This is a genomic window from Actinoplanes sp. NPDC023714, assembly GCF_040639855.1.
GTDB lineage: Bacteria > Actinomycetota > Actinomycetes > Mycobacteriales > Micromonosporaceae > Actinoplanes.
Genome location: NZ_JBFAAR010000001.1, coordinates 1,384,183 through 1,404,361, shown reverse-complemented (window position 1 = coordinate 1,404,361; position 20,179 = coordinate 1,384,183). Strand labels below are relative to the sequence as shown.

The 20,179-nt window shown below is 72.0% G+C and carries 19 protein-coding genes and 3 pseudogenes; 13 read left to right on the top strand and 9 right to left on the bottom strand.

All coding sequences use genetic code 11. The annotated features are described in order from the left end of the window. The first annotated feature begins 40 nt into the window (after positions 1-40). The 8 genes and pseudogenes from AB0G10_RS06565 to AB0G10_RS06530 form a co-directional block, all read left to right on the top strand. A complete protein-coding gene (locus AB0G10_RS06565; protein ID WP_360917449.1) occupies positions 41-2,200 on the top strand; it encodes a SpoIIE family protein phosphatase in 2,160 nt (719 codons plus the stop codon). Continuing rightward, a complete protein-coding gene (locus tag AB0G10_RS06560) occupies positions 2,197-2,862 on the top strand; it encodes an HAD family hydrolase (protein ID WP_360917446.1) in 666 nt (221 codons plus the stop codon). The genes AB0G10_RS06565 and AB0G10_RS06560 overlap by 4 nt, the downstream gene beginning before the upstream one ends. Further along, complete coding sequence (locus AB0G10_RS06555; protein ID WP_360917443.1) at positions 2,862-4,106, top strand: cation:proton antiporter; 1,245 nt, start codon at positions 2,862-2,864, stop codon at positions 4,104-4,106. Before AB0G10_RS06560 ends, AB0G10_RS06555 begins: the two co-directional genes overlap by 1 nt. A gap of 144 nt (positions 4,107-4,250) precedes the next feature. Then, complete coding sequence (locus AB0G10_RS06550; protein ID WP_360917440.1) at positions 4,251-4,967, top strand: VOC family protein; 717 nt, start codon at positions 4,251-4,253, stop codon at positions 4,965-4,967. A gap of 55 nt (positions 4,968-5,022) precedes the next feature. Beyond that, positions 5,023-5,217, top strand: coding sequence for a DUF3072 domain-containing protein (locus tag AB0G10_RS06545; protein WP_360917438.1), 195 nt, complete (start codon positions 5,023-5,025; stop codon positions 5,215-5,217). 100 nt (positions 5,218-5,317) lie between these two features. Then, a complete protein-coding gene (locus AB0G10_RS06540) occupies positions 5,318-5,554 on the top strand; it encodes a helix-turn-helix domain-containing protein (RefSeq protein WP_111649511.1) in 237 nt (78 codons plus the stop codon). After that, a pseudogene (locus tag AB0G10_RS06535) lies at positions 5,555-5,746 on the top strand (Clp protease N-terminal domain-containing protein); the annotation flags it as partial. A 60-nt stretch (positions 5,747-5,806) separates the two neighbouring features. Next, a pseudogene (locus AB0G10_RS06530) lies at positions 5,807-6,166 on the top strand (Clp protease N-terminal domain-containing protein); the annotation flags it as partial. 470 nt (positions 6,167-6,636) lie between these two features. Here the strand turns inward: AB0G10_RS06530 and AB0G10_RS06525 are convergent. After that, positions 6,637-7,101, bottom strand: a complete 465-nt coding sequence (locus AB0G10_RS06525; RefSeq protein WP_360917436.1) for a GNAT family N-acetyltransferase — start codon at positions 7,099-7,101, stop codon at positions 6,637-6,639. Between the two features lie 113 nt (positions 7,102-7,214). On the opposite strand from AB0G10_RS06525, the gene AB0G10_RS06520 reads away from it, so the two are divergent. Together AB0G10_RS06520 and AB0G10_RS06515 are read left to right on the top strand one after the other, a co-directional pair. Continuing rightward, positions 7,215-7,655, top strand: coding sequence for a MarR family transcriptional regulator (locus AB0G10_RS06520; RefSeq protein WP_360917434.1), 441 nt, complete (start codon positions 7,215-7,217; stop codon positions 7,653-7,655). Positions 7,656-7,658: 3 nt separating this feature from the next. Then, on the top strand, positions 7,659-8,606 hold the full coding sequence (locus tag AB0G10_RS06515; RefSeq protein WP_360917432.1) for a pirin family protein: 948 nt from the start codon (positions 7,659-7,661) through the stop codon (positions 8,604-8,606). A gap of 15 nt (positions 8,607-8,621) precedes the next feature. On the opposite strand, the gene AB0G10_RS06510 is transcribed toward AB0G10_RS06515, so the two are convergent. Next, positions 8,622-8,750, bottom strand: a complete 129-nt coding sequence (locus AB0G10_RS06510; RefSeq protein WP_360917430.1) for a hypothetical protein — start codon at positions 8,748-8,750, stop codon at positions 8,622-8,624. A gap of 99 nt (positions 8,751-8,849) precedes the next feature. Here AB0G10_RS06510 and AB0G10_RS06505 point away from each other — a divergent pair, with 99 nt between their 5' ends. Further along, positions 8,850-10,427: a phospholipase D-like domain-containing protein gene (locus AB0G10_RS06505; RefSeq protein WP_360917978.1), complete on the top strand. Its 1,578-nt coding sequence runs from the start codon at positions 8,850-8,852 to the stop codon at positions 10,425-10,427. Positions 10,428-10,509: 82 nt separating this feature from the next. On the opposite strand, the gene AB0G10_RS06500 is transcribed toward AB0G10_RS06505, so the two are convergent. From AB0G10_RS06500 to allB, 5 genes are read right to left on the bottom strand one after another with little or no spacing between them, the layout of a single operon-like run. Continuing rightward, positions 10,510-11,106: a GNAT family N-acetyltransferase gene (locus AB0G10_RS06500; RefSeq protein ID WP_360917428.1), complete on the bottom strand. Its 597-nt coding sequence runs from the start codon at positions 11,104-11,106 to the stop codon at positions 10,510-10,512. Between the two features lie 9 nt (positions 11,107-11,115). Then, positions 11,116-12,180 (bottom strand): methyltransferase domain-containing protein, encoded by a 1,065-nt coding sequence (locus tag AB0G10_RS06495; protein ID WP_360917425.1) that lies wholly within the window; start codon positions 12,178-12,180, stop codon positions 11,116-11,118. Between the two features lie 17 nt (positions 12,181-12,197). After that, on the bottom strand, positions 12,198-13,319 hold the full coding sequence (locus tag AB0G10_RS06490; RefSeq protein WP_360917422.1) for a phosphotransferase: 1,122 nt from the start codon (positions 13,317-13,319) through the stop codon (positions 12,198-12,200). A 43-nt stretch (positions 13,320-13,362) separates the two neighbouring features. Continuing rightward, the gene (gene alc, locus AB0G10_RS06485) at positions 13,363-14,346 is read right to left on the bottom strand and encodes an allantoicase (RefSeq protein ID WP_360917419.1); all 984 of its coding nucleotides are present in this window, start codon (positions 14,344-14,346) and stop codon (positions 13,363-13,365) included. Continuing rightward, positions 14,346-15,665 (bottom strand): allantoinase AllB, encoded by a 1,320-nt coding sequence (gene allB / locus AB0G10_RS06480; RefSeq protein WP_360917416.1) that lies wholly within the window; start codon positions 15,663-15,665, stop codon positions 14,346-14,348. The genes alc and allB overlap by 1 nt, the downstream gene beginning before the upstream one ends. Before the next feature lie 68 nt (positions 15,666-15,733). On the opposite strand from allB, the gene AB0G10_RS06475 reads away from it, so the two are divergent. Both AB0G10_RS06475 and AB0G10_RS06470 read left to right on the top strand, forming a co-directional pair. After that, complete coding sequence (locus AB0G10_RS06475; protein WP_360917413.1) at positions 15,734-16,159, top strand: glutaredoxin domain-containing protein; 426 nt, start codon at positions 15,734-15,736, stop codon at positions 16,157-16,159. Positions 16,160-16,522: 363 nt separating this feature from the next. Further along, positions 16,523-17,218: a hypothetical protein gene (locus AB0G10_RS06470; protein ID WP_360917410.1), complete on the top strand. Its 696-nt coding sequence runs from the start codon at positions 16,523-16,525 to the stop codon at positions 17,216-17,218. A 250-nt stretch (positions 17,219-17,468) separates the two neighbouring features. Here AB0G10_RS06470 and AB0G10_RS06465 read toward each other — a convergent pair whose 3' ends face one another. Continuing rightward, a complete protein-coding gene (locus AB0G10_RS06465) occupies positions 17,469-18,575 on the bottom strand; it encodes an aldolase/citrate lyase family protein (protein WP_360917407.1) in 1,107 nt (368 codons plus the stop codon). Between the two features lie 39 nt (positions 18,576-18,614). After that, positions 18,615-20,165: pseudogene (gene aceB / locus AB0G10_RS06460) on the bottom strand (malate synthase A); the annotation flags it as partial. Positions 20,166-20,179 lie beyond the last annotated feature (14 nt).

Here is a 20,179-nt window from a genome sequence, read left to right as displayed (position 1 = left end):
CAGCATCGTACAAACGGACCACACGGGATAGGCTTTCTGCATGGTCGGCTCGGGAGCGATCGGCTCGGGCGGAGTTCGCCCGGCAGCGATCTCAACGCTGCCCGTGCAGGGGGCCGGGGCTCAGCACACCGGCCGGGGCTGCACGGCGCTGGTGCACGCCCACGACTGGTCGGGCACCTCACTGGGTCCGATCACGCGCTGGGACCCCGCGGTCCGGGCCGCCGTCGAGCTGGTGCTCGCGTCCCCGGTGCCGATGATGCTGACGCTCGGCGCGGAGTGCCTCACGGTCTACAACGACGCCTACGCCGACGTGCTCGACGACCTGCACCCGGCGGCCCTGGGCAAACCCGCCCCGGAGGCGTTCGGCGAGGCCTGGACCCGGCACGGCGTGGGTGACGTGATCGCGCAGGTGCAGCGCACCGGCCGCGCCGTCCTGGAGCCGGAGAGCCAGGTCCCGGTCCAGCCGGGCGGCACCGAGCCCGCCTTCTACACGCAGGGCCACTCGGTCGTCCGCGACTCCCGCGGCACGGTCGCCGGCGTGCTCACCGTCGCCGCCGAGACGACCCAGGTGATCCACCGGCTGCAGAGCCTCGGCGACCTGACGGCCCGGCTGGCTGGCGCACTCACCATCGACGACGTGACACGCGTCGTCCTCTCGTACGCAATGGCCTCTTTTGATCTTGACCACTGCGTGCTGGCGGTGGACGACGGCCTGGCCTACCGCTATGTGCGGCGCATCCGCGGCGAGATGCTCGACGAGGCGGACGAGCGGCTGCCCCCGGTCTGGCGGCGCGTCGGCGCCGACCCGCAAGCGCCGCTGGTGGCCGCCGCGGAGAGTGGCCGGGCGACGTTCGTGGCCGACGGCGAGCCGCTGCGCGAGGTGGCGACCGACCGGCACGAGCGCCGGGTCCGCGCGCTCGCCGCGCTGCCGCTGCGCGCGCCGTCGCTGCGCGGCGCCCTCACGGTCGGCTTCACCCGGGCGCACAACTGGCTGCCCGCCGAGCGGGCCCTGCTCAAGGCCGCCGCCGAGCTGGTGGCGCAGGCCGCCGAGCGCGCGCGGCGCTTCGAGGCCCAGCACGGCACGGCCCAGCTGCTGCAGCGCAGCATGCTTCCGGAGCACCTGCCCGAGCTCGACACGTTCCGGATCGCGGCGCGCTACGACGTCGGCGTCGACGGCAACGCGGCGGGCGGCGACTTCTACGACGCGTTCCGGCTGGCCGACGGCCGGCTCGCGATGGTGCTCGGCGACGTCGCCGGGCACGACGTGCGGGCCGCCGCGGTGATGGGCCAGGTCCGGGCGGCGCTGCGGGCGCTGGCGCTGACCGATCCGGCGCCGCCGAGCGTGCTCGCCGGGCTGGACCGGCTGGTCGGCTCGCTCGGCGCCGAGTCGCGCAACGAGGAGATCTTCGTGACCGTCGTCTACGGGGTCCTCGACCCCGCGGACGGGACGATCACGCTGGCCAGCGCGGGCCATCCGCCGCCGGTGCTGCGCCGGGCCGGCCTGGCCGGCGAGCACGCCACCGCCGAGCTGGTGAAGGTGCCGCCGGGCGCGCCGCTCGGGCTGGGCGGGCGCTGGCAGACCGGTTCGGTGCGGCTGGAGCCGGGCGACACCATCCTGATGTACAGCGACGGCGTGGTGGAGCGCCGCGGCCGTCCGCTCAACGACGGACTGGACGCGCTGGTCGCGGCGGCCGCCGGCTCGGCGAGTGGCGATCCGCGCAACATGTGCTCGCTCGCCACCGCGGCGGTCGAGGGCACCACCGACGACGACGTGGCGGTGCTCGCGGTCGAGCACGCGCTGGCGATGAGCCGGTCGGCGACCATGCAGGTGCCGGCCGAGCCGACCGGGCCGAGCCGCGTACGCCAGTGGATGTCGACGCGGTTGCGCGAGTGGTCGGTGCCGGAGCCGGTGATCGGCGCGGCGATCCTCTGCACGAGCGAGCTCACCACGAACGCCCTCCTGCACGCCGGCACCCCGGCGCAGGTGCACATCGACCTGAACGCGGAGCGCCTGCTCGTCTCGGTGGCCGACACCGGGACGCGGGGCAGCGTCATCCGGGCCCGGGCCGACGCGCTGGCCAGCCGCGGCCGCGGTCTCGGGCTGATCGAGGACCTGAGCGACTCGTGGGGCACCGACCCGACGGTCCGGGGATCAACGGTCTGGTTCGAGATGTTGCTGCCGGGTAATGCGAGGGCATGAGGCCCGGAGTTCTGTTCGACGTCGACGGCACTTTGATCGACACCACGTACCTGCACGCCGTCTCCTGGTGGGAGGCGCTGCGCCAGCACGACCACGACGTACCGATGGCCGCCATCCACCGGGGCATCGGCATGGGCTCCGACAAGCTGCTCGACCACCTGCTGGGAGAGGATCGGGACCGCTCGGAGGACGAGGCCATGGGCACCGCGCACGACGTGCTCTACGGCGCCTGGTGGGAGCGCCTCCGGCAGCTGCCGGGCGCCGAGGACCTGGTCCGGGCGGTGGCCGGCCGTGACCTCGCCGTCGTGCTCGCGTCCTCGGCCAAGGCGGCGGAGCTCGGCAAGCTGCGCGAGGTCCTGGGCGCCAACGACGTGATCGCGGCGGCCACCTCGTCGGCCGACGCCGAGGAGAGCAAGCCGGCGCCGGACATCCTGGAGGCCGCGCTCGCGCAGTCGGACGTCGACCCGGCGCGGGCCGTGTTCATCGGCGACTCGATCTGGGATGTGCAGGCCTCGAGGCAGCTGGACATCCCCTGCATCGGCCTGACCTGTGGCGGGACGAGCTCGGCGGAGTTGCTCGACGCGGGCGCGGTCACGACGTACGAAAACCCGGCGGCCCTCCTCGCCGACCTCGACGCCTCCCCGATTGCCAAGATCCACTGATGCAACTGTCCGATGTGGTGTTCGCCCTGATCGGGGTGGGCGCCCTGCTCGCCGGTATCCTCCCCCGCGTCCTGGAGCGCCGCCCGCTCTCCATGCCGATCGCCTTCCTGGCACTCGGCGTGATCGTCTTCGGCCTGCCGCTGGGCCTGCCCGAGGCCGATCCGATCCACTTCGCCAAGCTGACCGAGCACCTCACCGAGATCGGCGTGATCGTCGCGCTGATGGGCGCCGGCCTGAAGATCGACCGGCCGTTCGGGCGCCGCCGCTGGGCGTCGACCGGACGCCTGCTCATCATCGCGATGCCGATCACGATCGCCGCGACCGCGCTGCTCGGCTGGTGGTGGGCCGGTCTCGTGCCGGCGTCCGCGCTGCTGCTCGGCGCCGCGATGGCGCCGACCGACCCGGTGCTCGCCTCCGACGTCCAGGTCGGCGAGCCGACCGACGAGGAGGACTCCGAGGACGAGGTCCGGTTCGCCCTGACCTCGGAGGCCGGCCTCAACGACGGCCTCGCGTTCCCGTTCGTCTACGCCGCCATCGCGATCGCGACGCACGGCCTGCACCCGTCCGGCTGGCTCGCCGAGTGGGTGCTGAAGGACGTGCTCTACAAGGGCATCGTCGGCCTGGCCGGGGGCGCGCTGATCGGCTGGCTGCTCGGCAAGCTCTTCTTCCGCGCGAAGCGCGATGCGCTTCGCCTCGCGCGCCACTCCGAGGGCTTTCTCGCTCTTGCTGCCACCTTTTTGGCGTACGGGGTGGTCGAGGTCGCCGGTGGATACGGCTTCCTGGCCGTCTTCGTGGCGGCGCGGGCGATCCGGGCGGCCGAGCGTTCGCACGAATACCACCAGGTGCTGCACGACTTCGCCGAGCAGACCGAGCGGCTCCTCACCGTTCTGCTGCTGCTCCTGCTCGGCGGCGCGGTGGTGGGCGGACTGCTCGCTCCGCTCACCTGGCAGGCCGCTCTCGCGGGTCTCGTACTGATCTTCCTGGTCCGTCCGCTGGCCGCTTTCGCCTCCCTGCGAGGCGCTCCGGGCACCACCGCGGAACACTGGGTGATCGCGGCGTTCGGGATCCGTGGCATCGGTACGTTTTATTACTTAGCGTATGCGATGACACACGCGAATTTCCCGAGCGCCGATCTGCTGTGGGCCACCGCCGCATTCGTGGTCGTCGTCTCCGTGATCCTGCACGGAATGGCCGCAACACCCGTGATGCGTCACCTGGATCACGCGAGCGCTCACGCTAGGTAATACTTTTCTGTTCTAAACCGGACAATGAACCGTCCGGTAGTGACGAAGCGTATTCAGTGCCGTAGAGTGCTCAACTGACTGGGGATGTCCACCATGGAGCGGCTCATGCGGATCAGAGGCTATGCACCCTTGACACCTTGCTGGGTGGAACTGGCGAGTGCGGACCCCGCACGCGCTGCGGAGTTCTACGGAGAGTTGTTCGGCTGGGAGTCTGCGGGTGATCGGTTCAAGCTGGGCGGGCGCGCCGTGGCGGGGCTCACGCGCAGCACGCCGGAGCGGCCCGACGGCTGGCTCACCCACCTGAGCGCTCCCGAGCTCGAGGAGACCCTCGAGCAGGTCGCCCTCTCCGGCGGGCTGTGCGTGAACGGCCCGGCCGAGGCGCACGGCGGCCGTCGCGCGATCGTCGCCGACCCGGCCGGCGCGCTGCTCGGCCTCTGGGAGCCGGCCGACTTCGCCGGGGCCCAGGCCCGCGACGAGCCGGGCACCATGTCGTGGCCGGAACTCATCACCGACGACCCGAGCAGCGCGGCCCGGTTCTACGGCTCCGCGTTCGGCTGGCTGCTGCGCCACGAGTTCGGCACCGGCGAGTGGCTCAACCACGGGCACGACGCGATCGCCGGGCTGGCGGCCGGCTACCGCGGGGCCTGGTGGCGCGCCGCGTTCCAGGTGCACGACATCCAGGAGGCGGCCGACCACTGCGAGCGGCTGGGCGGCGCGGTCATCTCCGAGCCGGCCGAGGCGGGCCTGAGCGCCTTCGCCGAGCTGCGGGACCCGTGGGGCGCCCGGTTCACCGTGGCGGCCCCGGTGCACCACCCGGTCGAGCTGACCGTGTCGCTGGGCAATCTCCCTGCATGGGAGTGACCTTCCCCGGGTAGTGGTACAGACGTTCGACACCACTACCCGGAGGGACGGCGTCATGTCCGACCAGACGAACGCCATCAAGGACCCCGCGGACTGGACGACCGGCGAGGAGCCGGCGACCGGGGCGCAGGAGTCGTACCTGAACACGCTCGCGTCCGAGGCGCACGAGGAAGTGCCGGACGGCCTCACCAAGGCCGAGGCCTCCGTCAAGATCGACGAGCTGCAGGAGAAGACCGGCCGGGGCCGCTGAGACCCCGTAGCTAGGCCGGCCCCGATCGGGGCCGGCCTTTTTCGTGCCCCGCTCGTCAACTTCGGTTGACAGACGGCCCGTGTCAACGTACGTTGACAGCATGACCGAAGCGACCGACCTGGCCGCCGCCGCCGGCAGCGCCGACCCCCGCGTCGGCCTGCGCGCGGTGGTGGCGCTCCGCCGCCTCCTGGAGGGCCTCGAGCACCTCCAGGTCGCCAACGCCCGCGCCAAGGGCTGGTCCTGGCAGGAGATCGCCGACGCACTCGAGGTGACCCGCCAGGGCGTACACAAGAAGCACGCCCGGCTCATGCCGATGCAGGACCCACGGGAGGGCTAGATGTTCGAGCGATTCACGAAGGGCGCCCGCGCCGCCGTCATCGGCGCCCAGGAGCAGGCCCGCGAACTGGGCCACTCCCCCATCGGCACCGAGCACCTGCTGCTCGCGCTCACCGGCGACGAGCAGAGCGCGGTCGCCACGGTGCTCCGCGAGGCCGGCGCCGACCGCCGCAGGGTGCGCGAAGCCGTGATCCGGCACGTCGGCGACCACAGCGATACCGCCGCGGCGGCCGCCGACCGGGACGCCGAGGACGCGGCCGCGCTCAAGGCCATCGGCATCGACCTCGAGGCGGTCCGCGCCGCGATCGAGGAGAACTTCGGGGCCGGCTCGCTGCGCCTGCCCCACCCCGCGCCGAAGAAGAAAGGCGTCTTCGGCCGTTTCTACGCCGGCAGCGGGCACATCCCGTTCTCGCCGCGCGCCAAGAAGGTGCTGGAACTGTCGCTGCGGGAGGCGCTGCGGCTCAAGCACGGCTACATCGCGCGGGAACACATCCTGCTCGGCATCCTGCGCGAGGGCCAGGGGCTAGCGGCGCTCGCCCTGAGCGAACTCGGCGTCGACTTCGAACGGCTCCGGGCCGACCTGACCGACTCCCTGAACACCAGAGCCGCCTGAGGCCACCCGCCGCTCACCGCACGCCGCACGCCCGCCGCCCGCCGCCCTCCCTCCGCGATCTTGTTGATCTGTGCGAAAACGGGGCGCACCCAATCAACAAGATCGCGGCAAGGAGTGGGCGCACCGTCGGCCGCACGCCGTCGGCAGCATGCCGGCCGCCCTCCCTCCGCGATCTTGTTGATCTGCGCGGGAACGGGGCGCCCCCAATCAACAAGATCGCGGCAAGGGGCGGCGCGCTGGCGGGGCGGGGGCACGCGAGAGAGACGGGCGGCGAGAGCGGACGCGAGCATGCATGCGGGCCGCGGGCACGCCGCCTGGGCGCCGACGGCCGGCACGGCACCTGGGCGCGGACGGCGGGCACGCCGGCGGGTTAGCGCACGGACGGCGGGCACGCCGGCGGGTTAGCGCACGGGCGGCGGACGCGCCGGCTGGGCGGCCGGCACGCCGGTTGGGCGCGGGCGGCGGGGGCGCTAGAGGGAGAGGCGCATCGCGGGGTCGGGGGTGCGGCGGAAACCGAGTGACTCGTAGAGGGGTTCGCCGTCCTCCGAGGCCCGCAAATCCACCTTGTTGACGCCGCGGGCGCGGAACCAGTCGAGCAGCGCCGTCATGCAGGCCCGGGAGTAGCCGCGGCGGCGCTGGTCGGGGTCGGTGGCGACGCTGAAGACGTAGCCGGCGAGGCCGTCGGGGCCGTTCGGGTGGCCGAGCCGCTCCTCGATGGTGCCGAGGGCGCAGGCGGCCAGGCCCGGGCCGTCCGGGTGGTCCACCACGAAGGCTGCCATGGTCGGCATCGGTTCGGCCAGGCGCCGGACCAGGATCTGCCGGGACGGCTCGCGCCAGTCGTCGTTCCAGTCCGGGCGGGGGAAACTCTGGAGCATCACGGCCCGGAGGCGGATGAGTTCGGCGGCGTCGTCGGGTGTCGCTTGGCGGATCTTCACGGCCCGACGCTAACCAGTGGCCACAAGACGCTCCATGGGTTTTCGCGCCGGGCCACGAGACTCACGTCGTACAAATTTTGATGTTTCAGATTTTAAAGAGTAGGCTCGGCGGCATGGCCGAACCGCTCAGCGGCGTTCAGTTGGATCACTGGCGCACCTTCCTCGAGAGCTCGTGGGCGCTGCACACTCGCCTGGAGGACGAGTTGCGCGCGACGACCGGGCTCAGCATGAACGATTATCACGTCCTCGTCGTGCTCGCCGACGCGCCCGGGCGGCGGATCCGGATGGGCGAGCTCGCGAACCGGCTCGTGCTGTCGCCGAGCCGCATCACCTATCAGATCACTTCGATGATCAAACGCGGTCTGGTGAAGAAGGAGAGTTGCCCCGACGACGGCCGCGGTCAGGAGGCCGTGCTGACCGACGAGGGGCTGCGGACGCTGCGGGAGGCCGCGCCGGCGCATCTCGCCACCGTCCGGGAGAGCTTCATCGACCATCTCGACGACGAGGAACTGGCCGTGATCGGCCGCGTGTTCGCAAAGATCAGGAAGGGCTGAGCCATGCCTGCTGTCACCGTCGACGACGTCCTCGTCCTCCCGCGCCTGCCGCGGATCGACCCGATGACCGATTTCCGTCCCGTGCGCCGCCTCACGACCGCGCCTCAAGGGTACGAAGGGGAGGGCTTCCCGGTGCGGCGGGCCTTCGCCGGCGTGCCGCTGACCGAACTCGATCCCTTCATCCACCTGGACCAGATGGGCGAGGTGGACTACGCGCCGGGCGAGCCGAAGGGCACACCGTGGCATCCGCACCGCGGGTTCGAGACGGTCACCTACATGATCGACGGGATCATGGACCACCAGGACTCGCTCGGCAGCGGCGGTTCGATCACCAACGGGGACACCCAGTGGATGACCGCCGCGTCGGGGATTCTGCACATCGAGGCGCCGCCCGAGCAGCTGGTGATGAGTGGCGGACTCTTCCACGGGCTGCAGCTCTGGGTGAACCTGCCCAGGGCCGCGAAGATGATGGACCCCAAGTATCAGGATATTTCCGGAAAAAAGGCGGCATTGGTGACCACTCCGGACGGTGGCGCGCTGATCCGCGTGATCGCCGGGGAGATCGTCGGCAACGTCGGCCCCGGGTCCACCTTCACGCCGATCAACCTGGCCCACGTCACGATGCAGCCGGGCGCCCGCCTCGACCTGCCGTGGCAGCCCGACTTCAACGCTCTGGTCTACACGCTGTCCGGCGAGGGCTGGGCCGGCACCGATCTGCGGCCGATCCATCTCGGTCAGCTCGCGACGCACGGACCCGGTGACGCGATCCGTGTCGAGGCGAAGACCGAGATGGACCTCTTCATCATGGGCGGGCGCCCGATCCGCGAGCCGATCGCGCACTACGGCCCGTTCGTGATGAATACGAAGGCGGAGCTCAAGCAGGCCTTCGAGGACTATCAGAAGGGCCGGCTGGGCGTTATCCCGGCGACCCGGATGCCCCACACGGCCTGAAACGAGCGGCCCGGATCAGGCGGCCATCAGGAGCATCGCGGTCGTGCCCAGGACGACCAGCAGCAGAACCGCGATCAGCAGTCCCTTCTCGGCGGACTCGGCGGTCTCGGGGGCGGTCGTGGTGGCCAGCGGCTCGGCGCTCATGTGATCTTTTCCTCCACCAGGATGGGGGTCGCCGCTCCGGGTGCGGCCGGCGGTCGGGAGGCTTACGGTGAGGGCGTCGTCGACCTCGAAGGGATTGCTGTGTCGTTGCGGGAATGGCTTCTCTCCGCTGCCGAACGCGGCAACCCGGACACCTCCATACCCACATGGAACACGGGAAACACGGCCGAAGCACTAATTCACGGGCAAAGGTACTTCGATCGGTTGGCGACCGAGGTCGAGGCGCTCGAAGCCGGTGATCACCTCTTCTTCACCGACTGGCGCGGCGACCCGGACGAGCGGGTACGCGACGGCGGCCCGACGATCGCCGAGCTCTTCGCGGCCGCCGCGAAGCGCGGTGTGGTCGTCAAGGGTCTGCTCTGGCGCTCCCATGTGGACAAGCTCGCGTACAGCGAGGAGGAGAACCGCACGCTCAGCGACGACATCGAGGCGGCCGGCGGTGAGGTGCTGCTCGACCAGCGGGTACGCCGGGGCGGCTCGCACCACCAGAAGCTGGTGATCCTGCGGCACCCCGGTCGTCCCGAGCTCGACGTCGCGTTCGCCGGCGGCATCGACCTGTGCCACAGCCGCCGCGACGACGAGGCTCACCACGGCGACCGGCAGGCCGTGCGGATGGCGAAGGCGTACGGCCCGAACCCGCCCTGGCACGACGTGCAGCTGATGTTGAAGGGCCCGGTCGTGGGGACGCTCGACCTCAGCTTCCGGGAGCGGTGGAGCGACCCGGCGCCGCTGGATCAGCACGGTCCCATCTCCACGGCGACCGACATGCTGAAGCACGAGGACATGACGCCGGACCGGCTCCCGCCGCAGCCGCCGGACCCGCCGCCCGCCGGCGACATGACCGTGCAGGTGCTGCGGACGTACCCGGCCATGCGCCCGGCCTACTCGTTCGCCCGGCTCGGCGAGCGGTCGATCGCGCGCGGCTACACCAAGGCCATCAAGCGGGCCCGCCGGCTGATCTACCTGGAGGACCAGTACCTCTGGTCCGAGGAGGTGGCCCAGCTCTTCGCCGAGGCGATGCGGGAGAACCCGGACCTGCACCTGATAGCCGTGGTCCCCCGCCACCCGGACGTCGACGGGAAGTTCGCCCTGCCGCCGAACCAGGTCGGCCGGGAGAAGGCGATCGAGCTGTGCCGCCGGGCCGGCGGCGACCGGGTGCACGTCTTCGACCTGGAGAACCACGCGGACACCCCGATCTACGTGCACGCCAAGGTGTGCGTCATCGACGACGTGTGGTGCAGCATCGGCAGCGACAACTTCAACCGTCGCTCGTGGACCCACGACAGCGAGCTGAGCTGCGCGGTCCTCGACGGCGAGCGGGACGAGCGGGAGCCCGCCGACCCGGCCGGGCTCGGCGACGGCGCCCGGCGGTTCCCCCGCGACCTGCGGCTGTCTCTGCTGCGCGAGCACCTGGACCGGAAGGACGACGAGGGCCTGGTCGACCCGCTGGACGCGGTGCGCGCCGCGAGCGAGGCGGCCGACCGGCTGCGGCAGTGGCATCTCGACGGCCGGACGGGCGAGCGCCCGCCGGGCCGGCTCGTGCCGCACGAGACCGAGCGGCTGCCGTGGCACCAGCGGCTGTGGGCGGTGCCGGCGTACCGCCTCGTCTACGACCCGGACGGCCGTCCCTGGCGGGACCGGCGGGCGGGATCCTGGTGAACAGGTCTCGCCGCAAAAAAGCGACAAGCCTCAAGAAAGCGACAAGCCTCAAGAAAGAGGCAAGCCTCAAGAAAGCGGCAAGTCACGAAAAATCCATTCGCATCACCACGCGCCGCGGCGTCGGATGGCTCACCTCGGCGAAGCCCGCCTCCTCGAAGATCTTCCGGCTGCCCACGTAGAGCTCGCCCCAGCTGAACTCCTGGCCGGGGCGGACCACCATGGGATAGCCCTCCAGCGCGCGGGCGCCCCGGGACCGGGCGAACCCGACGGCCGCGGCCACCAGCGCCCGGCTCACCCCGCGCCGCCGGAACCCGGTGCGGGTGACGAAGCAGGTCACCGCCCAGACCCCGGAGTCGGTACGGCTCTCGTCCCGCCCGGCCCACGGGACCCGCGCGGTCGACAGCCGGGGATAGACCGTCCGCGGTTCGACGGCACACCACCCGGCCGGCTCGCCGTCGGCGTACGCCACCAGCCCGCTCGTCCCGTCCGCCGACTCGTCGCCGCAGTTCGTCTGCTCGTGCAGCCGCCGGGCCCGTTCCGGAGGCGGGACCGAGCCCCACTCGGCGGCCGTGATCTTGAACCACTGGCACTGGCATCGGGCCGGCTCACCACGCGTACCGAAGATCGCCTGCAGATCCGGCCAGCTCGCCTTGTGCGCGGGCACGACAGCGATGTCCATCTCCGCAGTCTAGAGGCCCAGCTTCCAGGCGCGGGGCACGAGCAGCGGCCCGGCCTGCGCCAATGTCGCCCGCCACGCGCTCATCGGCGGCCGGCCGAGCGACCACCACCGATCGGAGAGGGCGAGCGCCACGGCCGCGCAGTGGTCCGAGGACGCGAGCACCTCGCCGTCCGGCAGGACCACGGCGGCGTACCGGTCGCCGCCGGACAGCACGGCGAGCAGGCTCTGCTCCCGGCCGGGCACCGAGGCGTAGGTGACGCGCCGGTGCCACGCCCCGGCCGCGAACCACAGATCGCGGTAGGCGAGGGCCTCCAGCGGCGCACCCCAGCGGGCCGGTGCCGCCGGGTCGAGGCCGGTGAGCGGGCCGGCCGGCGGTGGCGGGTGGCTGCCGTCGTGCCGGGCGCCGAGCGGGCCGGCCGCGCTCATGAACCCGGCCGGGCAGATCACCGACACCGCGCCCGACGGGTCGGCGGCGAGGACCGGGTGCATGCCGGCGTGCTCGACGGGCGCGATCACCCGGCCGCCGGGCAGCAGCCGCTCGATCCAGAACGGCGAGATGCCGGCCACCCCGACGGTCACGATGATCCGGTCGTAGCGGCCGGCCGGTCCCCCGGTGTATCCGTCGGCGGCTTCGACCCGTACCCCGGTGATCTCGGCCCGGGCCAGGGCCGCGCGCGCCCGATCCGCGACGTCCTCCTGCACGTCCACCGTGGTGACCTCGGCGCCGAGGGTGGCCAGCAGCGCGGCGTTGTATCCGGTGCCCGCGCCGATCTCGAGGACCCGCTGGCCGGGCCGCACGTCGAGCGCCTCCAGCATGATCGCCATCAGCGACGGCTGGCTCGAGGAGCTGATCGGCTGCCGGCCGTTGAGCTTCGTGACCAGCACGTCGTTGCTGTAGACCGAGCGCAGGAACTCGGGGTCGGCGGGCAGCACCCGGCTCCCGTCCCGGCGGTGGAACCCGTCCGGCACGAAGACCTCGCGCGGGACCGCGGCGAACGCCCGGGCCAGCGGCGGGGAGAGCCGCACACCGTCCTGGCGGATCAGGTCGAGGTAGTGCCGGCGGGCGTCCTCCATGCCTGACACGGTACGTCTCAGGCGGCCGCTTCCACCGCCGCGCGGAGCCGATCCGGCACGTCCGCGGCGTGGTACGGCCATTCGGACGGCTCGATGTGCGCGACGAACCCGGCGTACGCCGCGGCGGCCCGCAGCTCGGCGACCGGGCGCAGCAGCTCGACGGCCCGCAGCCCGTCGCAGCCCGGCCAGCGGGCGGCCCAGTCGCGCATCACGTCCGGGTCGTCGGTGAGCCGCATGATGTCGAAGGCCGGGTTGCCGATCCCGGAGTCGCCCCAGTCGACGATGACCAGGTCGTCGCCGCGGGTCCGGACGTTGCCGGGGTGGAGATCGCCGTGGATCAGGGTGTCCGGGAGTCCGCACTCGTCGACGGCGGCGAGCCGGTCCGGGAGCGCTTCCAGCAAGTCCGACAAACCCGGAATTTCGCTTAAGTGAGGCTTTGCGACGGAAACGATCTCGTCCACGTCGATCCGGTGGTCGGGCAGCCCGGTGACCTTACCCGCGAGCTGCGCCTGCACCGGCTGGAACGCGGCGACGACCTCGGCGCAGAGGGACGGCCCCGCCCCGTACCGATCCTCGCCCGGCACGTGCGCGAGCAGCGTCCTGCCCTGCTCGCCGGCCGCCAGCACGTAGGGCACGAGACCCGGCGACACGGCGTCGACCAGGCGCAGCACCTCCGGCTCGTGCGCGAAGAACGGCGGCACCTGCTTGAGCCAGGCCGCCGGGGCGCCGTCCGGCAGGTCGAACCGCCAGAGCGCGGAGAGGTTCCAGGTGCGCTGCTGGACGGCGGTCGTACCGGTCAGGCCGATCCGGTCGAGAGCGCCGGCGGCCCAGGCCAGCGACGCCTCCGGGCCTCCGGCCTCGGCATAGGGGGCCCGCAGCGGATGCGGCGCGTCGTCGAACGGGATGGGCACCAGAGTCCGCTCGACCGACGGGTCACAGGAGGCCAGATAGGTCACGTGCCCGCCGGGCGGCCTGGATCGATCGGCGTGCAACAGGCGCAGCACGGTGACGTCGGGACCGGCCTTCGCGACCACCTCCGCCACCTCCTGCCACCACGGGGTGACGACGTCGAACGGCGGCAGGGCGCCCAGGAGGATGCCCTGCGGATCGGTCAGGACCAGCGAGACGGTGCGGTTCACTCGGGCATTCTCGCGGTTTTCGGGCTTCCTGGCAGGCGAGTTTCTAGGGATGCAGGCGGCTGCGCAGATAGGCCCGGGAGGCGCGGCCCAGCAGGCGCAGCCGGGCCATGCCGCCGTCCGGGAAGATGTCGAGCCGCACGTGGGTCACCTCCGGCGCCGTCCCGAGCCGGAACCGGTGCGGGGTGTCCGGGCGCAGCGCCACCCGCGGCAGCAGTTCCACCCACTCGCCGGAACCGGTCCGCTCGTCCCGGCCGGTGAGCCGGGCCGCACCGGGCGCGTTGCCCTTGAAGTGGCTGGTGTCCAGGTCGGCGAAGCGCAGCACGGCCGGGGCCGCCAGCTTCACGACGACCCAGTCGTTGCCGTCGTCGCGGCGCCGGGACGTCTCCCAGCCGTCGCCCATGTTCTGCGCGAGACCGGGCATCAGCATCCGCTGCGGGTTGCCGTAGAACATGTCGCTGCAGTCCACGACGGTGGCGCCGTACTGCGCCGCGGCCACGTCGAAGGTCTTCGGCAGCAGCGCCGGGTCGGGGATCACCACGCCGTGCACGCGCAGCCGGGCCACCCCGCCGTCCGGGAAGATCCGCAGCCGGACGTGGGTCCAGCGCCGCCGGTCGGTGACGGCGAAGAGGTTGTGGCTGTCGCCCTTCAGCGCCGAGCGTGGCACGATCTCGGTCCACGCGGCGGCCGCCAGCTCGTCCGGGCCGGGATGCCCGGCGAGCGAGGCGGCCTCGACCGAGGCGAACGGCGGGTAGTTGCCGGTGAAGAACGCGGTGTCGACGTCGACGCCGTGCACGACGCCGGCAGCGCCGAGCCGGACCACCGCGACGTCGTGGCCGGCCTCGCGCCGCCGGCGCGTCTCCCACCCGTCGTAGACCTGTCCCTTGTGGTCGAACGTCCTCGGCGCGTGTCCCGGGGGCGCCGGCAGGACCAGGTGGTCCGCCGCGGCGAAGAACTCGTCGTTGGCGAACACGACACCGCCGCCGAAGGCCCGCGACGCCAGGTCCGGCAGGCCGGTGAACTCGTCCATCAGATCCCCCCTGCGTTCCGCTGCAGAAAACGGCCGCGAGGCCGGTCGCCCGTCACCCTGCTGCCGCGCAGCCAGGTCGTGCGGACCACACCCGTCAAGACCCGGCCCGCGTACGGGGTGACCGGGTTCCGGTGATGGAGAGCGTGGGGGTCGACCGTGAACTCCTCGTCCGGCTCGAATGCCACGAGGTCGGCGTCGGCGCCGACCGCGATCCGCCCCTTCCGCCGCAGCCCGGCCAGGTCGGCGGGCCGGCGTGCCATCCATTCCACCACGTCGGCGAGGGTGTGTCCGCGTTCGCGGGCCGCCGTCCAGATCACCGGCAGGCCCAGTTGCACCGACGCGATCCCGCCCCACGCCGCCGCGAAGTCGCCGGTGTCCCGCCGCTTCAGCTCGGGGGTGCACGGCGAGTGGTCGCTCACCACGCACGTGATGAGGCCGGCGGCGAGCGCCTCCCACAGCCGGTCGGCGTTCGCCCGGTCCCGGATCGGCGGGCAGCACTTGAACTCGGTCGCGCCGTCCGGGATCCGCCCCGCCTCCAGGGTGAGGTAGTGCGGGCAGGTCTCGGCCGTCACCCGTACGCCCTCCGCCCTGGCCGCGGCGATCAGCGGGAGCGCCGACGCCGCCGAGAGATGCAGGATGTGCACGCGGCGGCCCGCCCTCCGGGCCACCGCGACGGCGGTGGCCACCGCGGCGTGCTCGGCGCCGGCCGGGCGGGAGGCCAGAAAATCGGCGTACGCGGCGGAGCTGGCCGCCTCCCGCAGGTGCTCCGGGTCCTCGGCGTGCACCACGAAGAGCGCGTCCACCGCGTCCATGGCCTCGGCCAGCTGCCCGGCGTCGACCGGCGGGAACTCGGGAACCCCGGAGTCGGCCAGGAACGCCTTGAAGCCGAAGACCCCGGCGGTGTGAAGTTCCGGCAGGTCGGCGGCGTTGCCCGGGATCGCGCCGCCCCAGAAACCGACGTCGACGTGGCACTGGCCGGCGGCCGCCGCCCGCTTCACCGCGAGCGCCGCGGCGTCCACGGTCGGCGGCAGGCTGTTCAGCGGCATGTCGATGATCGTGGTGACGCCGCCGGCCGCGGCGGCCCGGGTGGCCGAGGCGAAGCCCTCCCACTCGGTCCGGCCCGGCTCGTTGACGTGCACGTGGGTGTCCACGAGACCGGGCAGCAGAGCCGTGTCGCCGAGATCGACGTCCTCGGCGCCGGGCAGCGCCGCGTCGTAGGGCTCGACCGCCACGATCCGCCCGCCCTCGACCGCGACGGCCGCCGCCCGCTCGCCCTCGGCGGTCAGCACCCGCCGGGACCGCACCACCAGATCAGCCATGTCCAGACCCTAGACGGGGTTTGTTTCGCCTTCTGTTACTCGCGGTAGCGGTGATAACGTCCCGCTCCATGTTGCGTCGGTGGCGGCTGTCCATCCTGTCGGCCCTCTGCGGTGTGCTCATTGCCGCCGCCAAGGTGAGTGACGGCTCCTCGTGGGGCGCCGCCCTGTTCCTGCTGCTCTTCCTCGGCCTCGCGGTCGCCGTCTCGCCGCGGGTCTTCCCACGTCCGGAGCGTGCCGCCGACGCGGGCCGGGACGGCCGGCCGGTCGTCTACTGGCGACCGGGATGCCCGTACTGCCTGCGCCTGCGCGCCCGCCTCGGCCCGGAGGCCGCCCGCCTGCACTGGGTCGACATCTGGCAGGACCCGGAGGGCGCCGCGGCCGTCCGCGCGATCACTGGTGGTGACGAGACCGTCCCGACCGTGGTGATCGCCGGCGAGGGCTTCGTGAACCCGGACCCGTCGTGGCTCCGGGACCGGATCGCGGCGGCTTCCTGACCTGGGTCCAGCCCAGGAACCTGTCGAACAGCTCGGCCGGCGTGCGCCGCGGCAGGTCGGTCATGGCCTGATCGAGGTTGCCCCACATGTACATGGCGAGCGACACCCGGTCGGCGCCGTCGGTGAGATGAGCCCGCGCGGGGGCGCAGGGCCAGGCCCGGTCGCAGGCCCGGCACCTCCACGATGGACGCTGCCAGACGTGCTCGGACCGTGATGGCTTGGATGAGATGTACCGCACCGGATTCCTCCCCGCATGGTTCGTCGGCGACAGGTAGTACTCGGCAGCGCCCCCGATCGTTCGAACCCACGAGGTTTTCGGCATGCGTTATTGTCCGACCTCACGATCAAGAGACGGGGGTCTACGTGACGATCGAGAACAAAGAGCCCGAAGCGGCGGTGGCCGAGCCCGCAACCGAGGCACCCGCAACCGAGGAGCCCGCCGCCAAGACCGAGGAAGCCGTAGCCGAAGTGCCCGCCTCAGCAGATGTGGCGGCGCCGGCGGCCGAGGAATCTCTTCCGGAAGCCGAGGACGAGCCCGAGCCGCAGCCGGTGGACGAGCCCGCCGAGGCGGTCCCCGCAGCGGAGGCCGACGAGGAGCCCGCGGCAGGGACCGAGACCGTGTCCGAGGCCGAGTCCGAGACCGTGTCCGAGACCGTGTCCGAGGCCGAGTCCGAGACCGTGTCCGAGACCGTGTCCGAGTCCGAGTCCGAGACCGTGTCCGAGGCCGAGTCCGCCGCTGAAGCCGCCGACGAGGCCGCCGTCGACGCGGAGCCCACGGCGGACCTGGATCTGGCCGCCACCGAAGCCGCCGAACCCGGGTCCGCGAGCCAGTGGGACACCCGCCTGACCGTACTGAGCGTGACCGTGGGCGTCCTCGCGGTGGCCGTCGTGACCGTCTTCGGGCTGATCGTCTTCGACCCGGTGGCGCTGGTCAGCGTCATCCCCGACTGGTTCGCCGAGCCGGGTTCCTCGCGCGTCGTCGGCAGCCTCACGATCGTCGTCGTCATGGCGGCCCTCGCCCTGGCGATGCGCCAGATCTTCCTGCGCCGCCGCCCCTGACCCGCCCACTTCGCGTGTTGAGTTCCGGCGCAATCCAAACCCCAACTCAACACGCGAAGGCGTGCCCCCACCCGCGTGTTGAGTTCCGGCGCAAACCAAACCCCAACTCAACACGTAAAGGCGTGCCCCCACCCGCGTGTTGAGTTCCGGCGCAAACCAGACCCCAACTCAACACACGAAGGGGCACCGGCGCTTGCGTGTTGAGTTGGGGCGCAATCCAAACCCCAACTCAACACGCGGGGCGTCACGGTCAGGTCAGGGCGGACAACTCGTCTCGGGGGAGACCCGCGTCCTGCAGCGCTCCGCAGTCGAGGCCCCGCAGCAGGTAGCCGGCCAGTGCCCGCGCCGTCGCCGGCTCGTCGGCGATGCCGCTCTCCTGGCGGCGCAGATAGCGTTCGAGCCGGGCCACTGCCACGTCGCGGCCTTCGCGGAAGAACCGGTAGGTGGCCGCGTACCGGCTCGGCAGCTGCGTCGGATGCAGGTCCCAGCCCTGGTAGAAGCCGCGTTCCAGGGATCGCCGGACGAGGCGGTGGTGCAGTTCCCAGGCGGAGCGGACCTCGGCGTCCGAGCCGACCGGGAGGACGTTCGTCGAGCCGTCGGAGAGGCGCACCCCGGTCTGCGCGGCGGCGGCCTGCATCACGGCCTTCGCGTGGTCGGCGGCCGGGTGCTCCATCGACTGGTACGCGGCGGCCACTCCGGCCGCGGCGCTGTAGTCGTACGTCCCGTAGTGCAGGCCGGTGCACCGGCCGTCGGCGGCCGTGATGAGGCGGGCGACGGTGGCGGTCCCGTCGGCCGCCAGCACGGCGGAGGGCAGTTCGACCTGGACCTCGAACGTCAGGGCGCCGGCGCTCAGACCGTACAGTTGCTCGATCTTCTCGCAGAGGGCGACCATCGCACGGACCTGGTCGGTACCGCTGACCTTGGGCAGCGTGACGGTGAAGAGGCCCTGGTAGGAGTCGAGGAAGAGGTCGAGTGTGCGCAGCGCGCGGCGGCGGGTGGCGGCCTCCAGCGACTTGATCCGGATGCCGAGGAACGGCGGTCTCGGGCCGGAGGCGAGGATCGTGGCGGCGCCCTTGACCGCGGCGTCCTCCTGGTCGTCGTCGCGGACGCCGTAGCCGTCCTCGAAGTCGACGCGCAGGTCCTCGATCGGTTCGGACCCGAGTTTCGTACGAATGGTCGGATCCGGCCACGGGAAGTCGTGTTCGTCCATGGCCCGCAACGCCAGCGCACCCCACTCGGGATAGTCGCGGAGCCGGTCGGCCGGGATGTAGACGGTGTGGATGGGCTGCCGACCGGCGCGTTCCCCCGGGTACCGGTCCCGGAGGAACGCGTCGTGGGCGGCCAGGCGCCGGTCCATATCGGAATAGTCAGAATCGGACAGGCGCATGGAGACCCCTCAGTCGATCGAGTCGTAGGCCGCGCTGGTGAGGAAGTCGGCGAAGTCGTCGGCCAGCGCGACCCGCTCGAAGAGCTTGCGGGCGTCGTCGTAGCGGCCGGCCGTCCACGCGGCGTCGCCGATCGACTCACGGATCGCGGCGAGCTCCTCGTCCTCGATCCGGCCGACGAGTTCGGCCGTGATCAGCGTGCCGTCCTCGAGGCGCACCCCGTTGTGGATCCACTGCCACACCTGGGAGCGCGAGATCTCCGCGGTCGCCGCGTCCTCCATCAGGTTGTGGATGCCGACCGCGCCGTTGCCGCGCAGCCACGCTTCCAGGTACTGCAGCGCCACGTTGACGTTGTTGCGCAGACCGGCCGCCGTGACCGGGGCGTCCAGGGCGGCGACGTTCAGCAGGTCGTGCGCCGAGACGGCGACGTCGGGGCGCTGCTTGTCGAGCTGGTTGGGCCGGTCGCCGAGCACCCGGTCGAAGATCTCCCGGCAGACCGGCACGAGGTCGGGGTGGGCCACCCAGGAGCCGTCGAAGCCGTCGCCGGCCTCCCGCTCCTTGTCCTCCCGGACCTTGGTCAGCGCGACCTTGTTGACCTCCTCGTCGCGGCGGCTCGGGATGAACGCGGCCATGCCGCCCATCGCGAACGCGCCCCGGCGGTGGCAGGTGGCGACGAGCAGCTCGGAGTAGGCCCGCATGAACGGCGCGGTCATCGTGACGGCCGCCCGGTCCGGCAGGATCATGTTCGGGTTGTCCCGGAAGTACTTGATGATGCTGAACAGGTAGTCCCAGCGGCCGGCGTTGAGGCCGCTGATGTGCGGCCGGAGCGCGTAGAGGATCTCCTCCATCTCGAACGCCGCCGGGATCGTCTCGATCAGCACGGTGGCGCGGATGGTGCCGACCGGGATGCCGAGCTTCTCCTGGGCGTACGTGAAGACGTCGTTCCAGAGCTCGGCCTCTTTGTGCGACTCCATCTTCGGCAGGTAGAAGTACGGGCCGCTGTCCCGCGCCAGCAGCTCGGCCGCGTTGTGGAAGAAGTAGAGGCCGAAGTCGACGAGGGCGCCGACGGCCGGTGAACCGTCGACCGGGAGGTGCCGCTCGTCGAGGTGCCAGCCGCGCGGACGCATCACGATCGTGGGGTAGGGGCCGCCGTTGAGCGAGTACTCCTTCTTGTCGGTCGCGAGGGAGATGGTGCGGCGGATCGCGTCGTACAGGTTCTGCTGACCGTCGACCACGTTGGACCAGTGCGGGGTGTTGGCGTCCTCGAGGTCGGCCAGCCACACCTTGGCCCCCGAGTTGAGCGCGTTGATCGTCATCTTGCGCTCGGTCGGCCCGGTGATCTCGACGCGCCGGTCCTGGAGGTCGGCCGGCGCGGGCGGCGCCGTCCACTCGGCGGCGCGGATGTCCGCCGTCTCCGCGAGGAAGCCGAGGCTCGCCCCGGCCGCGATCTCCGCACGGCGGGCGGCCCGGGCCTCGAGGAGCTCGTCGCGGCGAGGGCGGAAGCGCCGGTTCAGATCGGCGACGAACGCCACGGCCTCATCGGACAGGATCTCGGTCATCGTTGACGGTTCCTCTC

Coding starts and splice junctions, on each gene's coding strand:
- AB0G10_RS06565 (WP_360917449.1), top strand. CDS start 41: ATGGTCGGCTCGGGAGCGATCGGCTCGGGCGGAGTTCGCCCGGCAGCG.
- AB0G10_RS06560 (WP_360917446.1), top strand. CDS start 2,197: ATGAGGCCCGGAGTTCTGTTCGACGTCGACGGCACTTTGATCGACACC.
- AB0G10_RS06555 (WP_360917443.1), top strand. CDS start 2,862: ATGCAACTGTCCGATGTGGTGTTCGCCCTGATCGGGGTGGGCGCCCTG.
- AB0G10_RS06545 (WP_360917438.1), top strand. CDS start 5,023: ATGTCCGACCAGACGAACGCCATCAAGGACCCCGCGGACTGGACGACC.
- AB0G10_RS06540 (WP_111649511.1), top strand. CDS start 5,318: ATGACCGAAGCGACCGACCTGGCCGCCGCCGCCGGCAGCGCCGACCCC.
- AB0G10_RS06520 (WP_360917434.1), top strand. CDS start 7,215: ATGGCCGAACCGCTCAGCGGCGTTCAGTTGGATCACTGGCGCACCTTC.
- AB0G10_RS06515 (WP_360917432.1), top strand. CDS start 7,659: ATGCCTGCTGTCACCGTCGACGACGTCCTCGTCCTCCCGCGCCTGCCG.
- AB0G10_RS06510 (WP_360917430.1), bottom strand. CDS start 8,750: ATGAGCGCCGAGCCGCTGGCCACCACGACCGCCCCCGAGACCGCCGAG.
- AB0G10_RS06500 (WP_360917428.1), bottom strand. CDS start 11,106: ATGGACATCGCTGTCGTGCCCGCGCACAAGGCGAGCTGGCCGGATCTG.
- AB0G10_RS06495 (WP_360917425.1), bottom strand. CDS start 12,180: ATGGAGGACGCCCGCCGGCACTACCTCGACCTGATCCGCCAGGACGGT.
- alc (WP_360917419.1), bottom strand. CDS start 14,346: ATGGACGAGTTCACCGGCCTGCCGGACCTGGCGTCGCGGGCCTTCGGC.
- allB (WP_360917416.1), bottom strand. CDS start 15,665: ATGGCTGATCTGGTGGTGCGGTCCCGGCGGGTGCTGACCGCCGAGGGC.
- AB0G10_RS06475 (WP_360917413.1), top strand. CDS start 15,734: ATGTTGCGTCGGTGGCGGCTGTCCATCCTGTCGGCCCTCTGCGGTGTG.
- AB0G10_RS06465 (WP_360917407.1), bottom strand. CDS start 18,575: ATGGACCGGCGCCTGGCCGCCCACGACGCGTTCCTCCGGGACCGGTAC.